The following is a 20172-nucleotide window of genomic DNA, read 5'->3' as shown; positions in this document are numbered from 1 at the left end:
CGCACAAATCCCCGCAAGAGATTCGTTTGGATGTCGAAGAATAATAAGGTGCTGGTGCTCAGCGAGGACGATGCGATAAGACGTGACATTTCCACCATTCTTGAGTTTATCGGCGAAGAGGGCATTGTCGTTGGAGCCGAAGCCTATTCGCTGCTGAACAACGGTGATACGGACGATATGGAGTCGATTTCCGTTGCTGTTGTCAACGGTGAGGATGATGGTGCGGCCACCGCTGTTTCTACGGTGTGTGCCGCTGCAAAGGGTGTGCCTCTGCTGTTGGTTGGCGATCCTGATTTGGCCGGCCTGTCCGATGACGAGATCAGCCGGGTGATCGCCCGCATGGAATGGCCGCTCAACTATACCAAGTTCGTGGACTCTCTCTATCGTGCACAGATCTACCGGGATCAGTTTGCACGTTCCCGTGAACGGGGCCAGCAGCGTGGTTTGCAACTTTTCCGCAGCCTTGTGGGCACGAGCCGGAAAGTGCAATCGGTACGCCAACTGATGGAGCAGGTGGCCGACAAGGACGTGAGTGTGCTGATTACCGGCGAGTCGGGGACGGGTAAGGAAGTGGTGGCGCGAAACCTCCATTACCATTCCTCCCGCCGCGACAAGCCCTTCGTGCCGGTCAACTGCGGTGCCATTCCAGCGGAACTGCTGGAGAGTGAATTGTTCGGGCACGAGAAAGGCGCGTTCACCGGCGCGATCACGTCACGGGTAGGTCGGTTTGAAATGGCCGAGGGTGGCACTCTGTTCCTGGATGAGATCGGCGACATGCCGTTGAACATGCAAGTGAAGATTCTGCGGGTTCTGCAGGAACGAACGTATGAACGTGTTGGCAGTAATCGGACCCAGTCAGCTGATGTCAGGGTCATTGCCGCGACTCACAAACACCTCGAAGACATGATAGAAACGGGCGACTTCCGGGAAGATCTTTATTATCGTCTGAACGTTTTCCCCATCGAAATGCCCGCTTTACGTGAACGGGTGGAAGACATTCCGCTGCTGATCAATGAGCTGATATCGCGGATGGAAAAGGAAAAGCGCGGCTCACTCAGGCTGAACTCGGCGGCGATTATGAGCCTTTGCCGCCACGACTGGCCCGGGAATGTTCGCGAACTGGCAAATCTGGTGGAGCGGTTGGCGATTATGCACCCCTACGGCGTCATCGGCGTTCAGGAGTTGCCCAAGAAGTTCCGCTACGTGGACGATTACGATGAGAACCGTCCAGTGGAAGATTCAGGAATGCCCTCTGGTATACCCGGGCTGGTGGGGCTGGATGCGCCGGCTCTGCTGCCGGTAAACGGCATCGACTTGAAGGATTACCTCTCCAATCTTGAAAAACAGTTGATTCAGCAGGCGCTGGATGAAGCCGGGGGTGTGGTGGCCCGGGCCGCCGAGAAGCTTCGGATTCGTCGGACGACACTGGTTGAAAAGGTTCGGAAGTATGGGCTTCGGGATGAGGAGTCCGAGGAGAGCTGATCAATCCCCAAAGAGCCGGTTTCTGATGGCGTCAAAGGTTCGTAACCTTCGGCGCCGTCGCTGTTTTTAGGCGACGGAAACCCGTCGCATCCCTTTCTTCTGTTTTTCCTTCCTGTTGAAAAATAAACAAAATTTAAAGTTGGCACAGTGCTGGCTTGGTCTCGTCCAAACGATCCATCCGATTGGTACGGGCCGGGGGTTAGTCCGGTCAGAGGGCGAGTTTATGAGTCAGTTGCAATTTGTGGGTTTGTCATCGGCGAAGGCGTCGGCCAATGCGGCCGCGGATGTCAATGACAAGGTGACGGCGTTGTTCCCGGAGCAGGACGATGAGGCTGTGGGTACGGCGTTGGAACTGTTTAATCAGATGTCCCGGCAGATTACTGACTCCTACCGCACCCTTGAGTCCCGTGTTAATCAGTTGTCCGGGGAACTGTCCGCGGAATCGCAGCAGCGCCAGGCGGAGTTGGAGCAGAAGGAGGAGCTGGCAGACCGGCTTTCGACGCTTCTGCATGCGCTGCCGGCCGGGGTTGTGGTGCTCGACAGCCAGGGGGTGGTGACCCAGACCAATCCGGCGGCGATCACGCTATTGGGTGAGCCCCTTGATGGAGAGCGGTGGGTGGATGTCATTCGCCGTTGTTTCGCACCCCGCCGTGATGATGGCCACGAAGTGTCACTCAAGGACGGCCGTCGTGTCAGTATTGAAATTCGTACCATGGAAAACCAGCCAGGGCAGTTGATCCTGTTAACTGATTTGACAGAAACCCGTCATCTGCAGTCTCAGCTCGCCCATGCCCAGCGTCTTTCCGCTATGGGCAAGATGGTGGCTTCCCTGGCTCATCAGATTCGCACCCCGCTGTCGGCCGCCATTCTCTATGGCGGGCACCTCAGCCAGGAAGATCTGGACGAAGAGATGCGTCAGCGTTGTGCCTCACGATTGATGTCCCGTTTGACGCACCTGGAGCAACAGGTGCGTGACATGCTTATTTTCGCCCGAGGCGAGACGCGCTTAGCCGAGGAGTTGTCTGCCGACACCCTGGTCCAGGCGCTGGCTTCTGCACTGGAAGGATTGAAACTCCCTGCCGGTGTGTCGGTGGAGCTGAACGACCAGATCAATAGCGCAGCGCTGATGTGCAATCGCGATGCTCTGGTGGGCGCCTGTACCAATCTTGTGAACAACAGCGTTGAGGCCGGGGCGACCAAGGTTGAGGTTGCTGTTGTGTCCGTCGACGAGGAACTGGTGGTGCGCGTGAGTGATAACGGCCCCGGGTTTACCAGGGAGCAGGCGGGTCAATTGCTGGAAGCGTTCTATACCACAAAATCCCATGGCACCGGCTTGGGCCTTGCCGTGGTCCAGGCAGTGGTCAAAGCGCACCAGGGTCGGTTTGCGATTGATGCGCCTGCCGCCGGAGGTGCTGTTGCCATCATTTCCCTGCCATTGGTGCGTTCGTTGTCGACAGGTGACCGTCGGCAGCAGCCACCAAAGAATGACTGATCGGAGGCTACTATGGCCAAAGCCCAAATTCTGATTGTTGAGGATGACCAGGATCTTCGAGAAGCCCTGGTGACGACCCTTGAGTTGGCAAAATTTCGTGTCCGTGAAGCCGCTGATGCGGAGCAGGCCCTGGCGCAACTGGCCGAGTCGCCGGTGGATATGGTTGTCAGTGATGTGAACATGCCTGGAATGTCCGGCCATGAACTGCTGCATGAAGTACAAAGACGGTATCCCGGCCTGCCTACCATGCTGATCACCGCCTATGGCCAGATCAGCCATGCGGTGTCCGCGATGCAGTCCGGTGCCATCGATTACCTGGTCAAACCGTTCGAGCCCTCCGTGCTCGTGGATGCTGTGACGAGAGTCGTCGGCGGCGGTCGCCAGAAAAATGTCGATCAACCCGTCGCGGAGGATCCGATCAGTAAGCGGATGTTCCAGCTGGCGGCCAAAGTGGCAGCCAGTGACTCAACGGTGATGATTTCCGGGGAAAGTGGAACCGGTAAAGAGGTGTTGGCGCGCTATATTCACCAGCAGTCTCCCAGGTCAGACCAGGCGTTCGTGGCGATCAACTGTGCGGCAATTCCCGAGAATATGCTGGAGGCCATCCTCTTCGGCCACGAAAAGGGCGCCTTTACCGGCGCGGTTGCATCCTCTCCGGGCAAGTTCGAGCAGGCCAACGGTGGCACCATCCTGCTGGATGAAATTTCGGAAATGGATCTCGGCCTGCAATCCAAGCTGTTGCGGGTGTTGCAGGAGCGTGAGGTTGAACGGGTCGGTGGTCGCAAGACCATTGCCCTGGATGTGCGGGTTATTGCCACCACCAACCGAGATCTGTCCGATTACGTGCGGGAAAATAAATTCCGCGAAGACCTGTACTACCGGCTGACGGTCTTTCCCATGCACTGGCAGCCCCTGCGCGAACGCACACTGGATATCATGCCGCTGGCGAACGCGTTGCTGAAAAATCATTGCCGCAAGATGAAACTGACCGGCGTGACCTTCGCGCCCGATGCCAGGGATGCGCTGATGGCCCATCAATGGCCGGGCAACGTTCGCGAGCTGGACAACGCGATACAGCGGGCTCTGGTGTTGCACCAGGGAAATGTCGTCCATGCTGGCGACCTTTGCCTGGAACTCGGAATCACCGGGCGTATGGAAAGTGGCACAGCCAGCACGACATCTCCATCCTCGACACATCCGGTCGTATCCGAATCCGGGGCCGAATCCCTTGGCCTGGATGCTCAGGATGCCTATACCGAGGAAAGCTCTTCAGGCCTCGGAGCGCTCTCTTCCACGTCGCTGGGTGATGAAGTCCGACAGCGTGAATTCCGAATTATCATCCAAACGTTGAAAAAAGAGCGTGGTCGACGCAACCGGGCGGCGGAACAGTTGGGGATCAGCCCGCGCACGCTCCGATACAAACTGGCCCAGATGCGCGATGCCGGCATCGATCTGGATGCAGAACTGGCCGCTGCCTGACCACAGCCAACCGGCTCCTTCGTTCGGCACCTAAGGGTGCCGTTTTTTGTGCCCACGTCAAAAGATCGTCGCTGTCATTCGCCTTTCTCTCCGATTGTTCATTAACATTATGAAAAACAAGAGTTAATGTATGTTGGCCTGTGGTTTGCTTTGACCTGTTCAGATATGTCCAGGTCAATGGCTTGCCCATTTATACGGCGGGCCGGGAGAGTGAATCATGGTTCAGCGTGCTGACATCAACAGTGTCCTTTCAGAAATCCGCAATATGCGCTCGCAGATGATGGAGAATCAGCGGGTTGAACAGGACAACAACATCCGGGGACGGATGGACGGTCCTTCCAAGGTCCAGGAAACCTCGGACACTCCCAAATTCAGCGACATGCTCAGCCAGGCTGTGGGCTCTGTGAATGAACTCCAGCAGACATCAAGTGATATGAAGACGGCGTATGAAATGGGAGACCCCAACATGGATATCTCCCGCGTCATGATCGCGTCGGAAAAAGCATCCATCTCCTTCGAGGCATTGACCCAGGTTCGTAACCGGGTGGTGAAAGCCTACGAAGACATCATGAATATGCCGGTTTGATAGCGGAGCGGACCCATGGCCAGCGTACCTGCTGAAACCTCATCCTCGAACATGCCCGCGTCGCGGGGAGACGATACCGGCGAAAGCCGTAGCGACCTGATATTCGGCTTCAACCGGCTGAACCTGCTGCGACAGGTGGGCTTGATGGTAGGGCTTGCCGCCAGTGTCGCCCTTGGCGTTGCCGTGGTTCTCTGGGCCCAGGAGCCTAATTACCAGCCTGTGGTGGGGGATATGTCCGGCTACAATCCACAGGATGTCACAACCATTCTTGACGCCAACAGTATCGACTACCGTATGGACCCACGCACGGGCGCATTGCTGGTGCCCTCCGATGAGGTTTACAACGCCCGTCTGAAACTCGCGGCGGAGGGCGTCACGGACGAACAGACCATGGGCTATGAACTGCTGGATCAGGACAGGGGCCTTGGAACCTCTCAGTTTATGGAAACCATCAGTTTCCGTCGGGGACTGGAAGGCGAGCTGGCACGAACGATTGGCAGCATGCGCACGGTTCGCGCTGCTCGGGTTCATCTGGCGATTCCGGAGCGCTCGGTGTTCGTCCGGGATGCGCGCACGCCGACAGCGTCTGTGTTCCTCGAAGTGATTGCGGGTCGTCGCCTGGAGCAGGAGCAGATTGCCTCGATTGTTAACCTGGTCGCCGGCAGCATTCCGGAAATGAGCAAGGACAACGTGACCGTGGTCGATCAGAGCGGCAACCTGCTCACCGGTCGTGACGATGGCGGTGACAGCCAGCAGATTGAAGACCAGTACGATTACACTTCCCGTGTAGAGGACCGCCTGGCCCGCCGGGTTGCCTCCATGGTTAGGCCGGTGGTGGGCGACGGTCGTTTTCGCGCGGAAGTGACGGCGGATCTTGATTTCTCTTCGGTGGAACAGGCTGAGGAGCTGTTCAATCCCGAACAGCAAGCCGTGCGCAGCGAGCGCCAGATGTCCGAGCGGCGTGCCGGTGGCGGCGCCAGTGGTATTCCCGGCGCGCTGTCTAACCAGCCGCCCGCTCAGCCGACGGTTCCGGAACAGGCAACGGCCGATGACGAGGGCAACGTCCAGGCGCCACCTGTGAATGTGCGTGAAGAGTCGACCCGAAACTACGAAATGGACCGCACCGTGAGCTATATCCGCCAGGAACTTGGGCGCATAAAACGTTTGTCGGTGGCCCTGGCGGTTGATGACATGAAAGTGGTGGATCCCCAGACCGGCGAAGTCAGCTATGAACCCTGGCCCGAACAGGAACTGCAGCGCCTGACCATGCTGGTACGCGATGCCGTGGGGTATTCGGCAGCCCGGGGTGACAGTGTTACGGTGATGAATACCGCGTTTGCCGCCGAAGAGCAGATTGAGTTTGAAGCACCGGCGTTCTGGGAACAGCCGTGGTTCTGGGATCTGATGAAGCAGGTTCTCGCAGGCCTGGTTATTCTGGTTCTGGTTCTGGGCCTGTTGCGACCAACCCTGAAAAGCCTTTCTGGCGGTGGCCGCAGCGAGCGCAGGAGCGACTCCGGCGATGACGGCTATGACGGGCTTGATGGCATTGAAGGCGGAGACGCCTTGCGGGAGGCCATGCATTCACAGGACGATCTGCTTTTGCCCGGCGCGACAGACAGCTATGATAGGCAATTGAATGCACTGAAAGGCCTGATTGCGGAAGACCCCGCGCGGGTCTCCCAGGTGATGCGCCAGTGGGTGAATGTCGATGACTGATGAGAACAACCGCCAGCCAGATGCGCCGCAAAAGCCCCAGCGCAAGATTCCGCGGGTGGAGCAGGCTGCGATCCTGCTGATGTCACTGGGCGAGAACGACGCTGCCGAAGTGCTCAAGCACATGGGGCCGAAAGAGGTCCAGCGGGTTGGCGTGGCCATGGCCCAGATGAAAGACGTCAGCAAGGACGACGTTACCTATGTCCTGAACCAGTTTGTTGAGGCCGTTGGCGGTCAGACCGGTCTGGGGGTTGGCAATGACGACTATATTCGCACCATGCTCACCCAGGCCCTGGGGGACGACAAGGCCTCCAGCCTGATCGACCGTATCCTCATCGGTGGCAACACCACCGGCCTGGATACCCTGAAGTGGATGGAACCCCGTGCGGTGGGCGATATAATCCGCTACGAACACCCCCAGATTCAGGCCATTGTTATTTCCTATCTCGATCCGGACCAGGCCGCGGAGATCCTCGGCACGCTGGACGACAAGGTGCGCCTGGACGTGATGATGCGGGTGGCCTCACTGGAAAGTATCCAGCCACAGGCACTGCAGGAGCTCAACGATATTCTCGAGAAGCAGTTCTCTGGTGGCTCGGCTGCCCAGACCAGCCGTATCGGCGGGGTCAAGCGGGCAGCGGATATCATGAATTTCATGGACCGCAGCATCGAAGGCGGCCTGATGGATTCCATCAAGGATATGGACCCGGATCTGGCCTCAACGATCGAGGATTTGATGTTTGTCTTCGATAACCTCAAGGACATTGATGACCGTGGTATCCAGGCGTTGCTGCGGGAAGTCTCTTCCGAGGTTCTGGTTGTCGCGCTCAAGGGCGCCGATGACGCCGTTCAGGAGAAGATCTTCAAGAACATGTCCAAGCGGGCCGCCGAACTTCTGCAGGATGATCTGGAGGCCAAGGGGCCGGTACGGGTCAGTGAAGTGGAGTCCGCCCAGAAGGACATCATCACCGTTGCCCGTCGTATGGCTGAAGCCGGTGAGATCACCCTTGGCGGTGCTGGCGAAGAAATGATGTGATGAAAGATCCCCGTCGTAACCTCGATCGCATTCCCAAGGAAAACCTTACGGCCTACGAGCGTTGGGAGCTTCCGCTATTGGATGCGCGCGGGAACGAAGTGGCGCAGGAAGAAGATCGCGACGTTAAGCCGCTGACCGCTGCTGATATTGAGGAGATCCGCCAGGCGGCCCGTGACGACGGCCATGCAGAAGGTCGTGACGCAGGGTATCAGGCGGGTCTTGATGAAGGTCGTGAACAGGGGCACCGGGAAGGTTTGGAAGCAGGGCTTGCCGAGGGCCGCGGGCAGGGCGCCGAGGAAGGCCTGGCGGACACGCGCAAGGAGGTGGATGCCAAGCTGGGTCGGCTGGAGCATTTGCTTGGTGAATTACTGGAACCGATCAAGCGTCATGAAGACGAGGTGGAAACCGCGCTGGTCAACCTGACTACCGTTCTGGCTCGCTCAGTGGTGTTCCGGGAGCTTTCTCTGGATTCGTCCCACATCACCGATGTGGTTCGGCGAGCCATGACTGCACTACCATCCACGTCTGAGAACGTGCGTATTCACATTCACCCTGACGACTATCAATGGGTGAGTGAGGTTGCCGATAGGTTCGAGGCAGCCACCTCCATTGTTGAAGATGCTTCTGTTCTCAGGGGTGGCTGTAAGCTGGAAACCCGCCACAGCCTGGTTGACTTCACGGTGGAGAAACGATTCCAGAAGGCCGTTCAGGGCATGCTGGACCGACAACTGGATACCGAAACCGCCGGCGAAGGAGAAGAATTGGACGCCATGATGGGCGACCTTACCGACTTCCGGCACGATGTGCTTGACTCCGACGAGGATGAAGGCCATGACAGCACACCTGGCTGAACGCCTGACAAGGCTGCAGGACTATTTCAGCGATGAACCCCTGCCGGAGCTTTCCGGCCGTCTGACGCGCATGGTAGGTCTTACCCTGGAGTGTGTGGGCTGCCCTATGGTGGTCGGTGACCGCTGTGTCATTACCGGGCAGGGCGCCGGCACCGTGGAAGCGGAAGTGGTGGGTTTCGAGGATGACCGTGTCTACCTCATGCCGCTCACGGCCATAGAGGGGCTGCGCCCTGGTGCCAGGGTGGTGCCGTTGTCGGTGGCTAGCCGCGTTCCGGTAGGGCCCGAGTTGTTGGGACGAGTGGTCAACGGCAACGGCGAGCCGCTGGATGGCAAGGGCCCGTTACAGGCGGAAGCCCGGGTGTCTCTCAGTGGCGATATCATCAACCCGCTGGACCGTGCGCCGGTGCGTCAGTCCATGGACGTGGGGATCAGGGCCATTAACTCACTGATGACTGTTGGCCAGGGGCAGCGGCTGGGTCTGTTTGCAGGCAGCGGCGTTGGTAAGAGTGTGTTGCTGGGCATGATGACTCGCTTCACCAACGCGGATATCACCGTGGTGGGCCTGATCGGCGAGCGGGGCCGTGAAGTGAAGGAGTTCATTGAGGACATTCTCGGCGATGAGGGGCTCGCCCGATCTGTCGTGGTTGCCTCCCCCGCCGATGATTCACCACTGATGCGCCTGCGTGCCGCCATGCTGACCACCCGAATTGCTGAATACTACCGGGACCAGGGCAAGCGGGTATTGCTGCTGATGGACTCATTGACCCGCTATGCACAGGCCCAGCGGGAAATTGCCCTGGCCGTGGGCGAGCCTCCGGCGACCAAAGGCTACCCGCCTTCGGTGTTTGCCAAACTGCCACAACTGGTGGAACGTACTGGTAACGGCCGGCCTGGTGGCGGTTCCATTACCGCGTTTTATACCGTACTGACGGAGGGCGATGACCAGCAGGATCCGATCGCGGATGCCGCGCGGGCGATCCTGGATGGCCACATTGTGCTGTCCCGGCGATTGGCGGAAGAAGGGCACTACCCCGCCATTGACGTTGAGGCATCCATCAGCCGAGTGATGCCGCAGGTGACCGAGGCAGAACATTTTACCCGCGCCCAGCGCTTCAAGCAGGTCTACTCGCGTTATCAGCAGGCCAGGGACCTGATCAGTGTCGGAGCCTATGTAAAAGGCTCTGACCCTGAAACTGATTTTGCCATTACCCATATCGGCAACATGGGACAGTTCCTTCAGCAAGGGTTGAACGAAAGCGCACCGTTGGAGGACAGTGTCCAGCAGTTGCTGGCGGTGGTACCGGAAAGGCGCTCCCCCGATCGCTCCAAAACTCCGCCGCAGGCCGATGGAGGCGGTAGGTGATGCTCAGATCCCAGCGCCTTTCGGTCGTACTTACTCTGGAAGAACGCAAAGAAAAGGCCGCCCTGGAAAAAATGGCGGAAGCGCAGCAGCATCATGAAGCCCAGCGTCAGCAGATAGACAACCTTGAACGTTATCAGCGGGAATACCGGGAACAGATCCGCAGCAGCCAGAAAGGTGTGGTGTCTGTTGCTCGCCTCCAGGGCTGGCAGGCGTTTATCGCCCAGTTGGATCAGGTTATCGTACAGCAACAGAAACTGCTGACACAGGCGGAAGAACGGCTCCAGGTTTGCCGCGAAGAATGGCAGAAAGCCTGGGAGCGTCGCCGGGGGATGGAAAAGTACATAGAATCCTGCCGCCAGCATGAACAGCGTGAGCAGGATGTCAGGGATCAGAAACAGATGGACGAAGCCGCCGGGCGGATACTGTCGAGACGGCGCTGAGTGGGTTGGTAAATAGCAAAGGGCGGATGCAAATTCGGTGTTGTAAGCTATCCTTTATTTCAGGGTGCCTTGGGCACGCCTGTCATTTCCCGTTACCCGGCACGCATACCATGGAGGCTTCGGAATGCCGATTCATACGCATCGCAGTGACGATGGTCAGACCCTGACCATAAAGATTGAAGGGCGTTTCGATTTCAGCACCCATCAGGCGTTTCGTGATGCGTACGAACATGGCGACGAAAACGTGGCCAGTTTTATCGTCGATCTTTCGGACACCACCTACCTCGACAGTTCCGCCCTTGGCATGCTGCTGTTGCTGCGTGACTACGCGGGGGGAGACCGTGCGCAGATATGCATTGAAAACTGCAACAGCGATGTGCGCCGCATTCTGTCAATTTCCAACTTTGAACAACTGTTCGCGATTCGCTGAATCACCCGAGGAAGACGTCACGGAGGCCCGATGTGGATGATCCACTCCCAGAAAACCGGCCACTCCGGATTCTCATTGCCGATGACAGCGACAGTGATCGTCTGATACTCAAAACCCTGTTGCGCCGCCTTGGTCACGAGGTTGAAGACGCCGAAAACGGACTGGAAGCAGTCAGTATTTTCCGGAAGTCCGCGCCTGACATCGTTCTGCTCGATGCACTGATGCCGGTTATGGACGGAATGGAGGCAGCTCGTCAGATCAAGGTGCTGGCGGGAGAGCAATTGGTTCCCCTGATTTTCCTTACATCACTGTCGGACGCCGGCGCGTTGGCTCGTTGCCTGGAGGCCGGCGGTGACGATTTTCTGACCAAACCCTACAATCGCATCATCATTGAAGCCAAGATCAATGCCTTCAATCGCATGCGGCTAATGCACCGCACCCTCAGCCACCACCGAGATCTGATCCGCGAACGCAATAGCCAATTACTGGAAGAGCAGGAGACTGCCAAGCGGGTTTTTGACAACGTGGCCCATACCGGTTGCCTGGACGCGCCCAATATCCGCTTCCACGCGTCGCCGATGTCAATTTTCAACGGCGACGTGCTGTTCGCCTGCCCGCGCCCGGCCGGCGGCATGCAAATACTGATTGGGGACTTTACAGGTCACGGGCTGCCAGCCGCCATTGGGGCCATGCCCGTGGCGGAAATATTCTATGGCATGACCAGCAAGGGGTTCAGCGGCAGCGATGTGCTCAGGGAGATCAACCAGAAACTGGGCCGGATATTGCCCACCGGTATGTTCTGTTGTGCAGCGATGATCCAGGCGGATTTTCACCTGAACCAGCTGCAGATCTGGAATGGAGGGCTCCCTGATGGAGTGCTGCTGAGAAAGGATGGAATGCGTGAAACCATTGTTTCACGGCACCTACCCTTGGGGGTACTCGGCAATGCCCGCTTTGACGCAGGTATGGAGGTGTTCCATACAGAGCCGGGTGATACCTTGCTGATGATGACAGACGGTGTGATGGAGGCTGAGAACCGTAAGGGTGAGATGTATGGAGAGCAGCGTCTTGTCCGCTCGCTCGATGAGATGGGCCGGCAGGATTCACCATTTGAAACCATTATGGCCGGCATCCGTACCTTTACGGGAAATCAGCCCGAGCAGGACGACCTGACGTTGATCAGCCTGCGAATGGTGGAAGACGCGGAACTGGCCGGTATCTCCGAACGACTGCCCCAGTCGGCGCTGGAAGGGCCGGCGGAGTGGCGTTGTGTCTACGAGGTTCAGGATAGAACCCTGGGGCAGTTCAGTCCCCTGCCTTTGTTGTTGCATATCTGCATGGAGGTTCCGGGGTTGCGCAGGAAAAGCGGCGAGATATATACGCTTTTGTCTGAGCTGTACAGCAATGCGCTGGAGCACGGTGTGCTCGGCCTGTGCTCCGACTGGAAGGCAACACCTGACGGATTCGGACGATACTACGCCGAGCGTGAGCGGAGGCTGGCGGATGTCGCGGGCCACTTTATACGCTTCACGTTGACTCATACCATGACAGGCAGGGGCGGGCAGTTGGCTATTGTCTGCGAAGACAGTGGCAGTGGGTTTGATTTCCGCAGGGCACGTCCGGAAGCCGAAGATGAACATCGTTATTCTGGCAGAGGTTTGCTGTTGTTACAGAAAATTGGGCGTTCCCTGAATTACCGGGAACATGGCACCAAGGCTGAAATTATATATGATTGGTATTTTTCTGAGGTTACTGGCCGCGAGGGCAGTACCACCCAACAACCAGGGGGTTGGTCATGACGGACAAACCACACCTTGATGAAGAAGCGTTGGCCGAGTTGCAGGAAGTTATGGAGAATGAGTTCGACATTCTGATCAATACTTACCTCCATGATTCCTCTGACCGTATCGCACATCTGCGGGCGGCACTCGAAAAATCGGACGCAGACGCGTTCGCAAAGTCCGCTCACAGCTTCAAAGGCAGTTGCATCAATATTGGCGCCCCTCGACTGGGCGAACTTTGTTTCGAGGCGGAAAAGGCGGGCCTTGGCAATCAGTTGTCACAGGCCGGAGCGATGCTCGATGACATCGAGAATGAATTCCGACAGGTTGAGGGCACACTCAAGCGTTTTATTGCGTGACGTGAACGAATGGCATTGCTTTTGCTTTGATACCGTACAGGTACGCTAAAAAGCAGAATAAGCGTACTGAAAAGGGGTCTGCAGCGTTCAGATACCATCGTCATTCAGTAAAAGCGGCAAGAGGTTGCCATGTCCCAAATGGTTCTTCCCCAGGCTTCCCCACAGGGCCCACAGGCCGATAACGGTTCGAAAAGCGTCTCAGGCAACCGGGAAAAAAACGGCGACAGTCCGTTTGACTCTGTTTCCCGGGCGGAGCAGCAGAGGATTGACCGAAAACAGGCTGAAAAGCGTGACCAGGCGCGCGCTGAAGACAATGCCCGCAGCGAAAAAGCCGGTCTGAATAAACGTGAAAACGCAGGTTCTGATAACCTCGAGAAACCGTCAGCTGATGCTCAGGCTCGTAATGCGGATACCCAGCGTAAAAGCGCGCCATCAAACCCGTCCGCCGATGGAGAGGAATCTGGCCAGGCTACGGAAGAAGCGCGCTCTCCGCTGCTAGCAGATCAGGAGACTCCGGAGGAGGTCGTTCCCCTGACATTCACTGACTTGCAGGCCCTGCTGATGCCAGCGGGAGGCAATGCTTCGTCGGCGGCAATCGCTAACCCGCCAGGTGTGGGCAATGGCGCGATGCCGGGTGTGCAGGCTTTTGCCGGAATGATTGCCGGTTTGCCCGGGAATACGGCTGGCAAACACAGCCTACCGGCAGGTCAGGGCGCGGGGGCTAGCGCCTCTCAGGGGCTGGCGTTGACTGAGGCTTTGCTGTCGGGGGTGGGCTCCGAGGGATCCCGGCCACAGGAAACGCCGTCGCTGCAGGGGGCCATACGCTTTCAGTCTGCAGTGGAACTGGCTAATCAGCAGATGACCAACCCCAACGCCGCAAAGCTGCCTGCTGAGGCCGCTGCCTTGCGGGGATACACGACTTCGATTGATGTGCCGGTCAATCATGCAGAATGGGGCGACAAGCTCGTTGGTAAACTTACCTGGCTGACGGCCAGGAATATGTCGGTCGCAGAAATACATCTCACCCCGCCTGATATGGGGCCCATGGAAGTCAGGGTTCAGGTTCAGCAGGAACAGGCACATATTACCGTTCATTCCGCTAACCCGGCCGTGCGGGACCAGCTTGAACAGCACAGCCACCGTCTCAGGGACATGCTGAGTGAGCAGGGGCTGTCACTGGACCAGTTTGACGTCAGTGATTCATCGCAGCAGCAAGCCGGTGAGGATAACGCCGGGGAGGGCGGCAGGGATGAGGGGGCAGCACTTGCAGATGCCGGTTCCGACGATCAGGATCTTCCGTCTGAATCCCTTGATCTGACCTGGAAAGGCGAAGTTGATATCTTTGCCTGACCACGGCAACCCATCACCTGATGAATCTCCATCACTCTCCCTTTGCCCATCCTCCCCAGCAACGCTAAACTGCTGTTCTGATAGGGAGGATGGGGTTATCTGGCCCGTCCTTTGCTTAAACCTCTTTATAACCGGTCCGGTTGACGGATTTCTGGCAGATCTACGTTATGGCTGAAAACAATGCGCCTCCTGAGGCGCCGGCAAAGAAAGGCAAGCTCAAGCTGATACTGATGCTGATCGTGGTGATTGTTCTGGCGGTCGGATTGTCGGTCGTTGGTACGATGTGGTTCCTGGGCGGCGGCATCCCGGGCATGAGCGATGCAGAACAGGAAGACAGCGCGGAGCAGGTTGAAGTGTTTGTGCCCAGCACCTACACGGTGTTGGAGAAGGCCCTGGTCACTACGGTACAGGCCGAAGGGCGGCAGCGCTACGCTCAGGTGTACCTGGCTTTCGAAGCTCAGGATCCGGCAGCGCTGGCTGCGGCCAACCAGCACATGCCACTGCTTCGCAGTCAACTGATTGGTGTGCTCGGCGGCCGGGACTTTAATGAGTTACAGACACCGGAAGGCCGCAAAGCGTTGGCTGATGATATGCTGGCAACCGTTAACAGCGCGCTTGAACAGGAAGGGGCGCCGCCCTTGCTGGCTGTGCTGTTCAGGAACTTTGTCGTTCAGTAGAGAATGCGTTAGAAATGCATAGAGGTGTAACAGAGACTTACTAGCGACATACTAGAGAGTGCAACAGTGCCCGGCTAGGGCAGATATCACAGGCAGAGAAACGTATGCAGGACTTACTGTCACAGGACGAAATTGACGCGCTCCTCCACGGTGTGGACGACGGCGACATTGATACCTATGAGGAATCCGACGAAGCTGGTATCAAGTCCTACGACCTCGCCAGCCAGGACCGCATTGTCCGTGGCCGGATGCCCACGCTGGAAATGATCAACGAGCGCTTTGCCCGCTATACCCGAATCAGCCTGTTCAACCTGTTGCGCCGTAACGCCGATGTCTCCACCGGCGGTGTTCAGATCATGAAGTTTGGCGAGTACATCCATACCCTGTACGTGCCCACCAGCCTCAACCTCTGCAAGGTTCGTCCGCTCCGTGGAACCTCGCTGTTTGTGTTGGATGCCAAACTGGTCTTCAAGCTGGTGGACAACTTCTTCGGTGGGGAAGGCCGACACGCCAAAATTGAAGGCCGTGAATTTACCCCGACGGAAACCCGTATCGTACAGATGGTGCTTGACCAGGTTTTTCATGACATGCGGGAAGCCTGGCATGCGGTGTTGAAAGTGGATTTCGAGTACCTCAGTTCCGAAGTTAACCCGGCCATGGCCAACATCGTAAGCCCCAGTGAGGTGGTGGTTGTGAGCACCTTCCACATTGAGCTTGATGGCGGTGGTGGCGAGCTGCATATGGCGCTGCCGTACTCCATGATTGAGCCCATAAGGGATGTGCTTGACGCTGGCGTCCAGAGCGATATTGACGACGTGGATGAGCGCTGGGTCAGCGCCTTGCAGGAAGACATCAAGGATGTGAATGTTCCCATTAATACTACGGTTTGCCGACGGCGTATTTCTCTTCGCGATATTGCCAAACTGAAGGAAGGCGACATCATTCCCGTGGAAATCCCCGAGTTACTGACCCTGACTGCCAATGACATTCCGGTCTACAAAGCCACGATGGGAACCCGTGATGGCAAGCTGGCGCTAAGGATTCATGACCGGGCGACGGTGCCCAAAGTGAAAAAACAACTGAAGGTGGGACGCAATGGCTGACGACGATAAGAAAGACGAGCAGGAACTCAGCGAAGACGAGAAGCTCGCCGCCGAGTGGGAATCCGCCATGGAAGAATCGGGGGATGACGATGGTGAGGGCCGTGAGGACGAATGGGCGGCTGCCATGGCTGAGGCCGGTGAAAGCGAGGATGAATCCGGTGACAGCAAGGACAATGTCCGGGCCGCCCCCATGGAGGAGTTTCCGGAAGGATCGAACTTCAGCCAGGGCACTGGCCCCGCACCGGACCTGGATGTCATCCTCGATATTCCCGTGACCATTTCCATGGAAGTGGGTAACACCCAGATACCGATTCGCAACTTGTTGCAATTGAACCAGGGCTCGGTTATCGAGCTGGACCGGCTGGCGGGCGAGCCGCTGGATGTGCTGGTAAACGGCACCCTGATTGCCCATGGTGAAGTGGTCATGGTGAACGAGAAGTTCGGCATCCGCCTGACGGATGTGATCAGCCCCGGCGAACGCATCAAACGGTTGCAGAAGTAATATGGAGTGGATGCGTCGTTCAACTGTCCGTTACGGCCTTCCCGTCGCTGTGCTGACGCTTTCCATGCCTGCACTGCTGCTCGCCCAGGAGCAGGAACCAGCACGGGAAGCCGCCACAGCGCCAGATACCTTGGCCACCATGCTGACGCTGGGGGTTGGCCTTCTGGCAGTGATCGCTATCATCTTCGGTTGTGCCTGGATCGTACGGCGCATGAGCGGTATGAGCGGTGGCAATACCCGAGCTATTAAGGTGGTTTCGGTGATGCCCATGGGCACACGTGAGCGGATTGCGCTGGTCGAAGTAGGCGGAAAACAGATCCTTATCGGCGTTACGCCATCGGCGATTCGCACACTGCACGTGTTTGAAGAACCGGTGGTCAGTGCTGGTGAGCCCGTGTCCAGTGACTTTGCCCGTAAACTCCAGGGCATGATCGGAAAATCCTGGGGCTCCGGTTCTTCATCGAAGGAAGGTTCCTGACATGATGGTGCGTGTGTCCGGGCGTACCCTGGCTTTACTGATCCTGTTCATTCTCTCTGCCTGGGCCCCGGCGGCACTGGCTGATATACCCGGTATCCCGGCCTTCACGGTAACCCCTGGCGAGGAAGAGGGCGTTCAGGAATACTCCGTATCCCTGCAAATCCTGGCGCTGATGACGGCGCTGACTTTCCTGCCCGCCATGCTGATGATGATGACGTCTTTCACCCGTATCATCGTCGTCTTTGCGATTCTCAGGCAGGCCCTGGGGTTGCAGTCCACGCCGTCCAACCAGATCCTTCTCGGCCTGACACTGTTCCTGACGATCTTCATTATGAAGCCGGTACTGGAAGAGGTGAACGAAGTAGCGCTGCAGCCCTATATGCAGGAAGAACTCAGTTCTTTGGAAGCGGTGGAGCAGGCCAGCCAGCCGTTTCGGAAGTTTATGCTGGCGCAGACTCGCGAGAGCGACCTTGGCCTGTTCATGCGCATAGCCGACGAAGAATACGACACCGCCGAAGACGTTTCTTTCTGGGTGTTGCTGCCTGCTTTTGTGACTAGCGAACTGAAAACGGCATTTCAGATAGGGTTCATCCTGTTTATTCCGTTTCTGATTATCGACATGGTGGTCGCCAGTGTACTGATGGCGATGGGTATGATGATGTTGTCTCCGATCATCATTTCTCTGCCGTTTAAAATCATGCTGTTTGTGCTGGTGGACGGCTGGGCCCTGATCATGGGCACGCTAGCCGCCAGTTACGGGATATAGGGGAGCACGATCATGACACCCGAAACCGTTATCGATATCCTTCGCGAAGCTTTGTGGCTGATCGTAACGCTTGCCACCTTGATCATCGGCCCAGGTCTGGTAATCGGGCTTGTGGTCAGTACTTTCCAAGCGGCTACTCAGATTAACGAGCAGACCCTTAGCTTCCTGCCACGGCTGCTGGTGACACTCATCACCATTATCGTTGCCGGCCCCTGGATGCTGACCCAGCTTCTTGATCACGCGAACCGGTTGATCACCAGCATTCCCTACCTGATCGGCTGACCGGGTATGCCTACGGAAATAACAGCCGACCTGATCAACCAGTGGGTTGGCCAGCACCTGTGGCCTCTCTTCCGACTGGCCAGCTTCATGATGGTCATTCCCTTCATCGGTACCCAGCTGGTGCCCGGCCGTGTTCGATTGGGGCTGGCTCTGATCATCACCATATTGGTGGTTCCCATGATCCCTCCGGTACCGCAAGTGGATGCGTTCAGTGCCGATGGCGTGGTAATCACCTTGCAGCAGATCCTGATCGGCGTCGGCATGGGCTTCGCCCTCACGGCCCTGTTCCAGCTGTTCGTGGTGGCCGGGCAGATGATCGCCATGCAAATGGGTCTTGGCTTCGCCTCGATGGTGGACCCTGCCAATGGCGTCAACGTGCCGGTGTTGGCGCAAATCTACACCATCACCATCACCTTGTTGTATCTGGCGATGAACGGGCACCTGGTGGCATTTGAAGTCTTCATTGAAAGCTTCCGCACCATGCCTATTGGCCTCGAAGGTCTTGGGCAGACAGGCGTCTGGGAGCTGGCCCATCGCATCAGTTGGATATTTGCCTCCGCCTTGCTGCTGGCGCTGCCTGCGGTAACAGCCGTCTTCATCGTCAATATTTCCTTCGGCGTCATGACCCGCGCCGCGCCCCAGATGAACATCTTCGCCCTGGGTTTCCCGATTGGCCTGATTTTTGGATTGTTTTCCATTTGGGTGTTGCACGCCAATTTTCTGCCGCACTTTGATCAGTACACCCGAGAAACCTTCGAATTCATGCGAAACCTGCAGGGGCAACCGTAATCGCGGCCTTGCACTAAAGAAGACTGCCCATGGCCGAAGAGAACGACAACAGCCAGGAAAAAACCGAAGAGCCCACCCCCCGACGGCTTGAGAAAGCCAAGGAGGATGGCCAGACGGCGCGTTCCAAGGAACTGGCCACGATGGCCGTCCTGTTGGCCGGGGCTGGTGGCCTGCTGATGTTCGGAGCATCCCTTGGTGCGTCCATGGAAAGCATCATGCGGGACAGCTTTGTACTGGAGCGTTCGGCCATCTTCGATACCCGGCACATGAGCGTACAACTGATCCAGTCCGCGAAGGAAGCCGCCTTTGCGCTCGCCCCGCTTCTGGTACTGTTGCTGGTCGCTGCCATTGCAGGTTCCATCGGTATCGGTGGCCTGCTGATCAGTGGCAAGGCCATTGCCCCGAAGTTCAACCGAATGGACCCTTTCAAAGGTTTGAAACGCATGTTCTCCATGCGTTCGCTGATCGAACTGGCCAAAGCTATTTTAAAAGTGGGGTTGGTTCTGGCGATTGCCATCCTGATTCTCAATCTGCGCACTGATGATTTGCTCAGCATTTCCGAGGAGCCCGCCAGGTCTGCCATGGAACACGTTCTGTGGACGTTGGGCTGGAGCTTTTTCATCCTCGCCTGTGCCACGATTATCATCGCGTTGATCGATGTACCGTTCCAGATGTACGACCACCACAAGAAGCTGCGAATGACGTTGCAGGAGGTCAAGGATGAGTTTAAGGACACTGAGGGCAAGCCGGAAGTGAAAGGTAAGATCCGCCAGTTGCAGCGTGAGATGGCTCAGAGGCGGATGATGCAGGATGTGCCTGGGGCGGATGTGGTGATCACCAACCCAACGCATTATGCCGTAGCGTTGAAGTATGACCAGAAGAACATGGCGGCACCGATTGTGGTTGCGAAGGGGTCGGATGAGACGGCCTTTAAGATCATGGAAATTGCCCGCGAGCACAAGGTTGAGATTCTCCGCACGCCGCCTTTGACGCGGGCGGCTTATCACAATACCGAGATCGGTGGTGAGATCCCGGATGGCCTGTATATGGCGATCGCCCAGGTGCTTGCCTATGTGTTTCAGCTTCGTCAATTCCGCAAGGGACGGGGCGAGAAGCCCCAGATGCCGAAGTTTCCGATTCCTTCAGATTTGCGGCGCGATGTTTAGTTTGAGAGTCGTCTACTGTTAGCCTGCCACCACCGAAATGTCAGGCT

Annotated in this window: 21 protein-coding genes; all 21 read left to right on the top strand. The window is 57.3% G+C overall.

Annotation, left to right across the window (positions count from 1 at the left end; translation table 11 throughout):
- The first annotated feature begins 30 nt into the window (after positions 1 to 30).
- The 21 genes from AC0B60_RS06590 to flhB all read left to right on the top strand — a co-directional run bounded on the left by AC0B60_RS06590 (position 31) and on the right by flhB (position 20125).
- Positions 31 to 1482 carry a sigma-54 dependent transcriptional regulator gene (locus tag AC0B60_RS06590; RefSeq protein ID WP_465084966.1) on the top strand — a complete coding sequence of 484 codons (1452 nt, stop codon included), beginning with the start codon at positions 31 to 33 and terminating at the stop codon, positions 1480 to 1482.
- 223 nt (positions 1483 to 1705) lie between these two features.
- Entirely contained in the window at positions 1706 to 2974 is a 1269-nt protein-coding gene (locus AC0B60_RS06585) for a sensor histidine kinase (RefSeq protein WP_465084965.1), read from the top strand.
- 12 nt (positions 2975 to 2986) lie between these two features.
- On the top strand, positions 2987 to 4453 hold the full coding sequence (locus AC0B60_RS06580; RefSeq protein ID WP_465084964.1) for a sigma-54-dependent transcriptional regulator: 1467 nt from the start codon (positions 2987 to 2989) through the stop codon (positions 4451 to 4453).
- A 217-nt stretch (positions 4454 to 4670) separates the two neighbouring features.
- The gene (gene fliE / locus AC0B60_RS06575) at positions 4671 to 5039 is read left to right on the top strand and encodes a flagellar hook-basal body complex protein FliE (protein WP_036204822.1); all 369 of its coding nucleotides are present in this window, start codon (positions 4671 to 4673) and stop codon (positions 5037 to 5039) included.
- 15 nt (positions 5040 to 5054) lie between these two features.
- On the top strand, positions 5055 to 6755 hold the full coding sequence (fliF, locus tag AC0B60_RS06570; protein WP_465084963.1) for a flagellar basal-body MS-ring/collar protein FliF: 1701 nt from the start codon (positions 5055 to 5057) through the stop codon (positions 6753 to 6755).
- Positions 6748 to 7788 carry a flagellar motor switch protein FliG gene (fliG, locus tag AC0B60_RS06565; protein WP_465084962.1) on the top strand — a complete coding sequence of 347 codons (1041 nt, stop codon included), beginning with the start codon at positions 6748 to 6750 and terminating at the stop codon, positions 7786 to 7788. Before fliF ends, fliG begins: the two co-directional genes overlap by 8 nt.
- The gene (locus tag AC0B60_RS06560) at positions 7788 to 8639 is read left to right on the top strand and encodes a flagellar assembly protein FliH (protein WP_465084961.1); all 852 of its coding nucleotides are present in this window, start codon (positions 7788 to 7790) and stop codon (positions 8637 to 8639) included. Before fliG ends, AC0B60_RS06560 begins: the two co-directional genes overlap by 1 nt.
- On the top strand, positions 8611 to 10002 hold the full coding sequence (gene fliI / locus AC0B60_RS06555; RefSeq protein ID WP_465084960.1) for a flagellar protein export ATPase FliI: 1392 nt from the start codon (positions 8611 to 8613) through the stop codon (positions 10000 to 10002). Before AC0B60_RS06560 ends, fliI begins: the two co-directional genes overlap by 29 nt.
- The gene (gene fliJ / locus AC0B60_RS06550) at positions 10002 to 10442 is read left to right on the top strand and encodes a flagellar export protein FliJ (RefSeq protein WP_465084959.1); all 441 of its coding nucleotides are present in this window, start codon (positions 10002 to 10004) and stop codon (positions 10440 to 10442) included. The genes fliI and fliJ overlap by 1 nt, the downstream gene beginning before the upstream one ends.
- A 124-nt stretch (positions 10443 to 10566) precedes the next feature.
- Positions 10567 to 10872 (top strand): STAS domain-containing protein, encoded by a 306-nt coding sequence (locus tag AC0B60_RS06545; protein WP_465084958.1) that lies wholly within the window; start codon positions 10567 to 10569, stop codon positions 10870 to 10872.
- Between the two features lie 32 nt (positions 10873 to 10904).
- A complete protein-coding gene (locus tag AC0B60_RS06540) occupies positions 10905 to 12671 on the top strand; it encodes a SpoIIE family protein phosphatase (protein ID WP_465084957.1) in 1767 nt (588 codons plus the stop codon).
- Complete coding sequence (locus AC0B60_RS06535) at positions 12668 to 13012, top strand: Hpt domain-containing protein (protein ID WP_465084956.1); 345 nt, start codon at positions 12668 to 12670, stop codon at positions 13010 to 13012. The genes AC0B60_RS06540 and AC0B60_RS06535 overlap by 4 nt, the downstream gene beginning before the upstream one ends.
- 129 nt (positions 13013 to 13141) lie before the next feature.
- Positions 13142 to 14362 carry a flagellar hook-length control protein FliK gene (locus AC0B60_RS06530; RefSeq protein ID WP_465084955.1) on the top strand — a complete coding sequence of 407 codons (1221 nt, stop codon included), beginning with the start codon at positions 13142 to 13144 and terminating at the stop codon, positions 14360 to 14362.
- Between the two features lie 167 nt (positions 14363 to 14529).
- Positions 14530 to 15039, top strand: coding sequence for a flagellar basal body-associated FliL family protein (locus tag AC0B60_RS06525; protein ID WP_465084954.1), 510 nt, complete (start codon positions 14530 to 14532; stop codon positions 15037 to 15039).
- A gap of 104 nt (positions 15040 to 15143) precedes the next feature.
- Entirely contained in the window at positions 15144 to 16142 is a 999-nt protein-coding gene (gene fliM, locus AC0B60_RS06520) for a flagellar motor switch protein FliM (protein WP_465084953.1), read from the top strand.
- Positions 16135 to 16644: a flagellar motor switch protein FliN gene (fliN, locus tag AC0B60_RS06515; RefSeq protein ID WP_465084952.1), complete on the top strand. Its 510-nt coding sequence runs from the start codon at positions 16135 to 16137 to the stop codon at positions 16642 to 16644. Before fliM ends, fliN begins: the two co-directional genes overlap by 8 nt.
- Positions 16645 to 16654: 10 nt before the next feature.
- Entirely contained in the window at positions 16655 to 17122 is a 468-nt protein-coding gene (gene fliO, locus AC0B60_RS06510) for a flagellar biosynthetic protein FliO (protein ID WP_465084951.1), read from the top strand.
- 1 nt (position 17123) lies between these two features.
- Positions 17124 to 17888, top strand: a complete 765-nt coding sequence (fliP, locus tag AC0B60_RS06505) for a flagellar type III secretion system pore protein FliP (RefSeq protein WP_465084950.1) — start codon at positions 17124 to 17126, stop codon at positions 17886 to 17888.
- A 12-nt stretch (positions 17889 to 17900) separates the two neighbouring features.
- A complete protein-coding gene (gene fliQ / locus AC0B60_RS06500; protein ID WP_465084949.1) occupies positions 17901 to 18170 on the top strand; it encodes a flagellar biosynthesis protein FliQ in 270 nt (89 codons plus the stop codon).
- Positions 18171 to 18176: 6 nt separating this feature from the next.
- Positions 18177 to 18959, top strand: coding sequence for a flagellar biosynthetic protein FliR (gene fliR, locus AC0B60_RS06495; RefSeq protein ID WP_465084948.1), 783 nt, complete (start codon positions 18177 to 18179; stop codon positions 18957 to 18959).
- Between the two features lie 29 nt (positions 18960 to 18988).
- Positions 18989 to 20125, top strand: a complete 1137-nt coding sequence (gene flhB, locus AC0B60_RS06490) for a flagellar biosynthesis protein FlhB (protein ID WP_465084947.1) — start codon at positions 18989 to 18991, stop codon at positions 20123 to 20125.
- The last annotated feature ends 47 nt before the right edge of the window (positions 20126 to 20172 follow it).

It is taken from the genome of Marinobacter sp. V34 (genome assembly GCF_055524115.1).
Note: the sequence above shows the minus strand (reverse complement) of the source record. Positions and strands in the feature narration are given on the sequence as shown.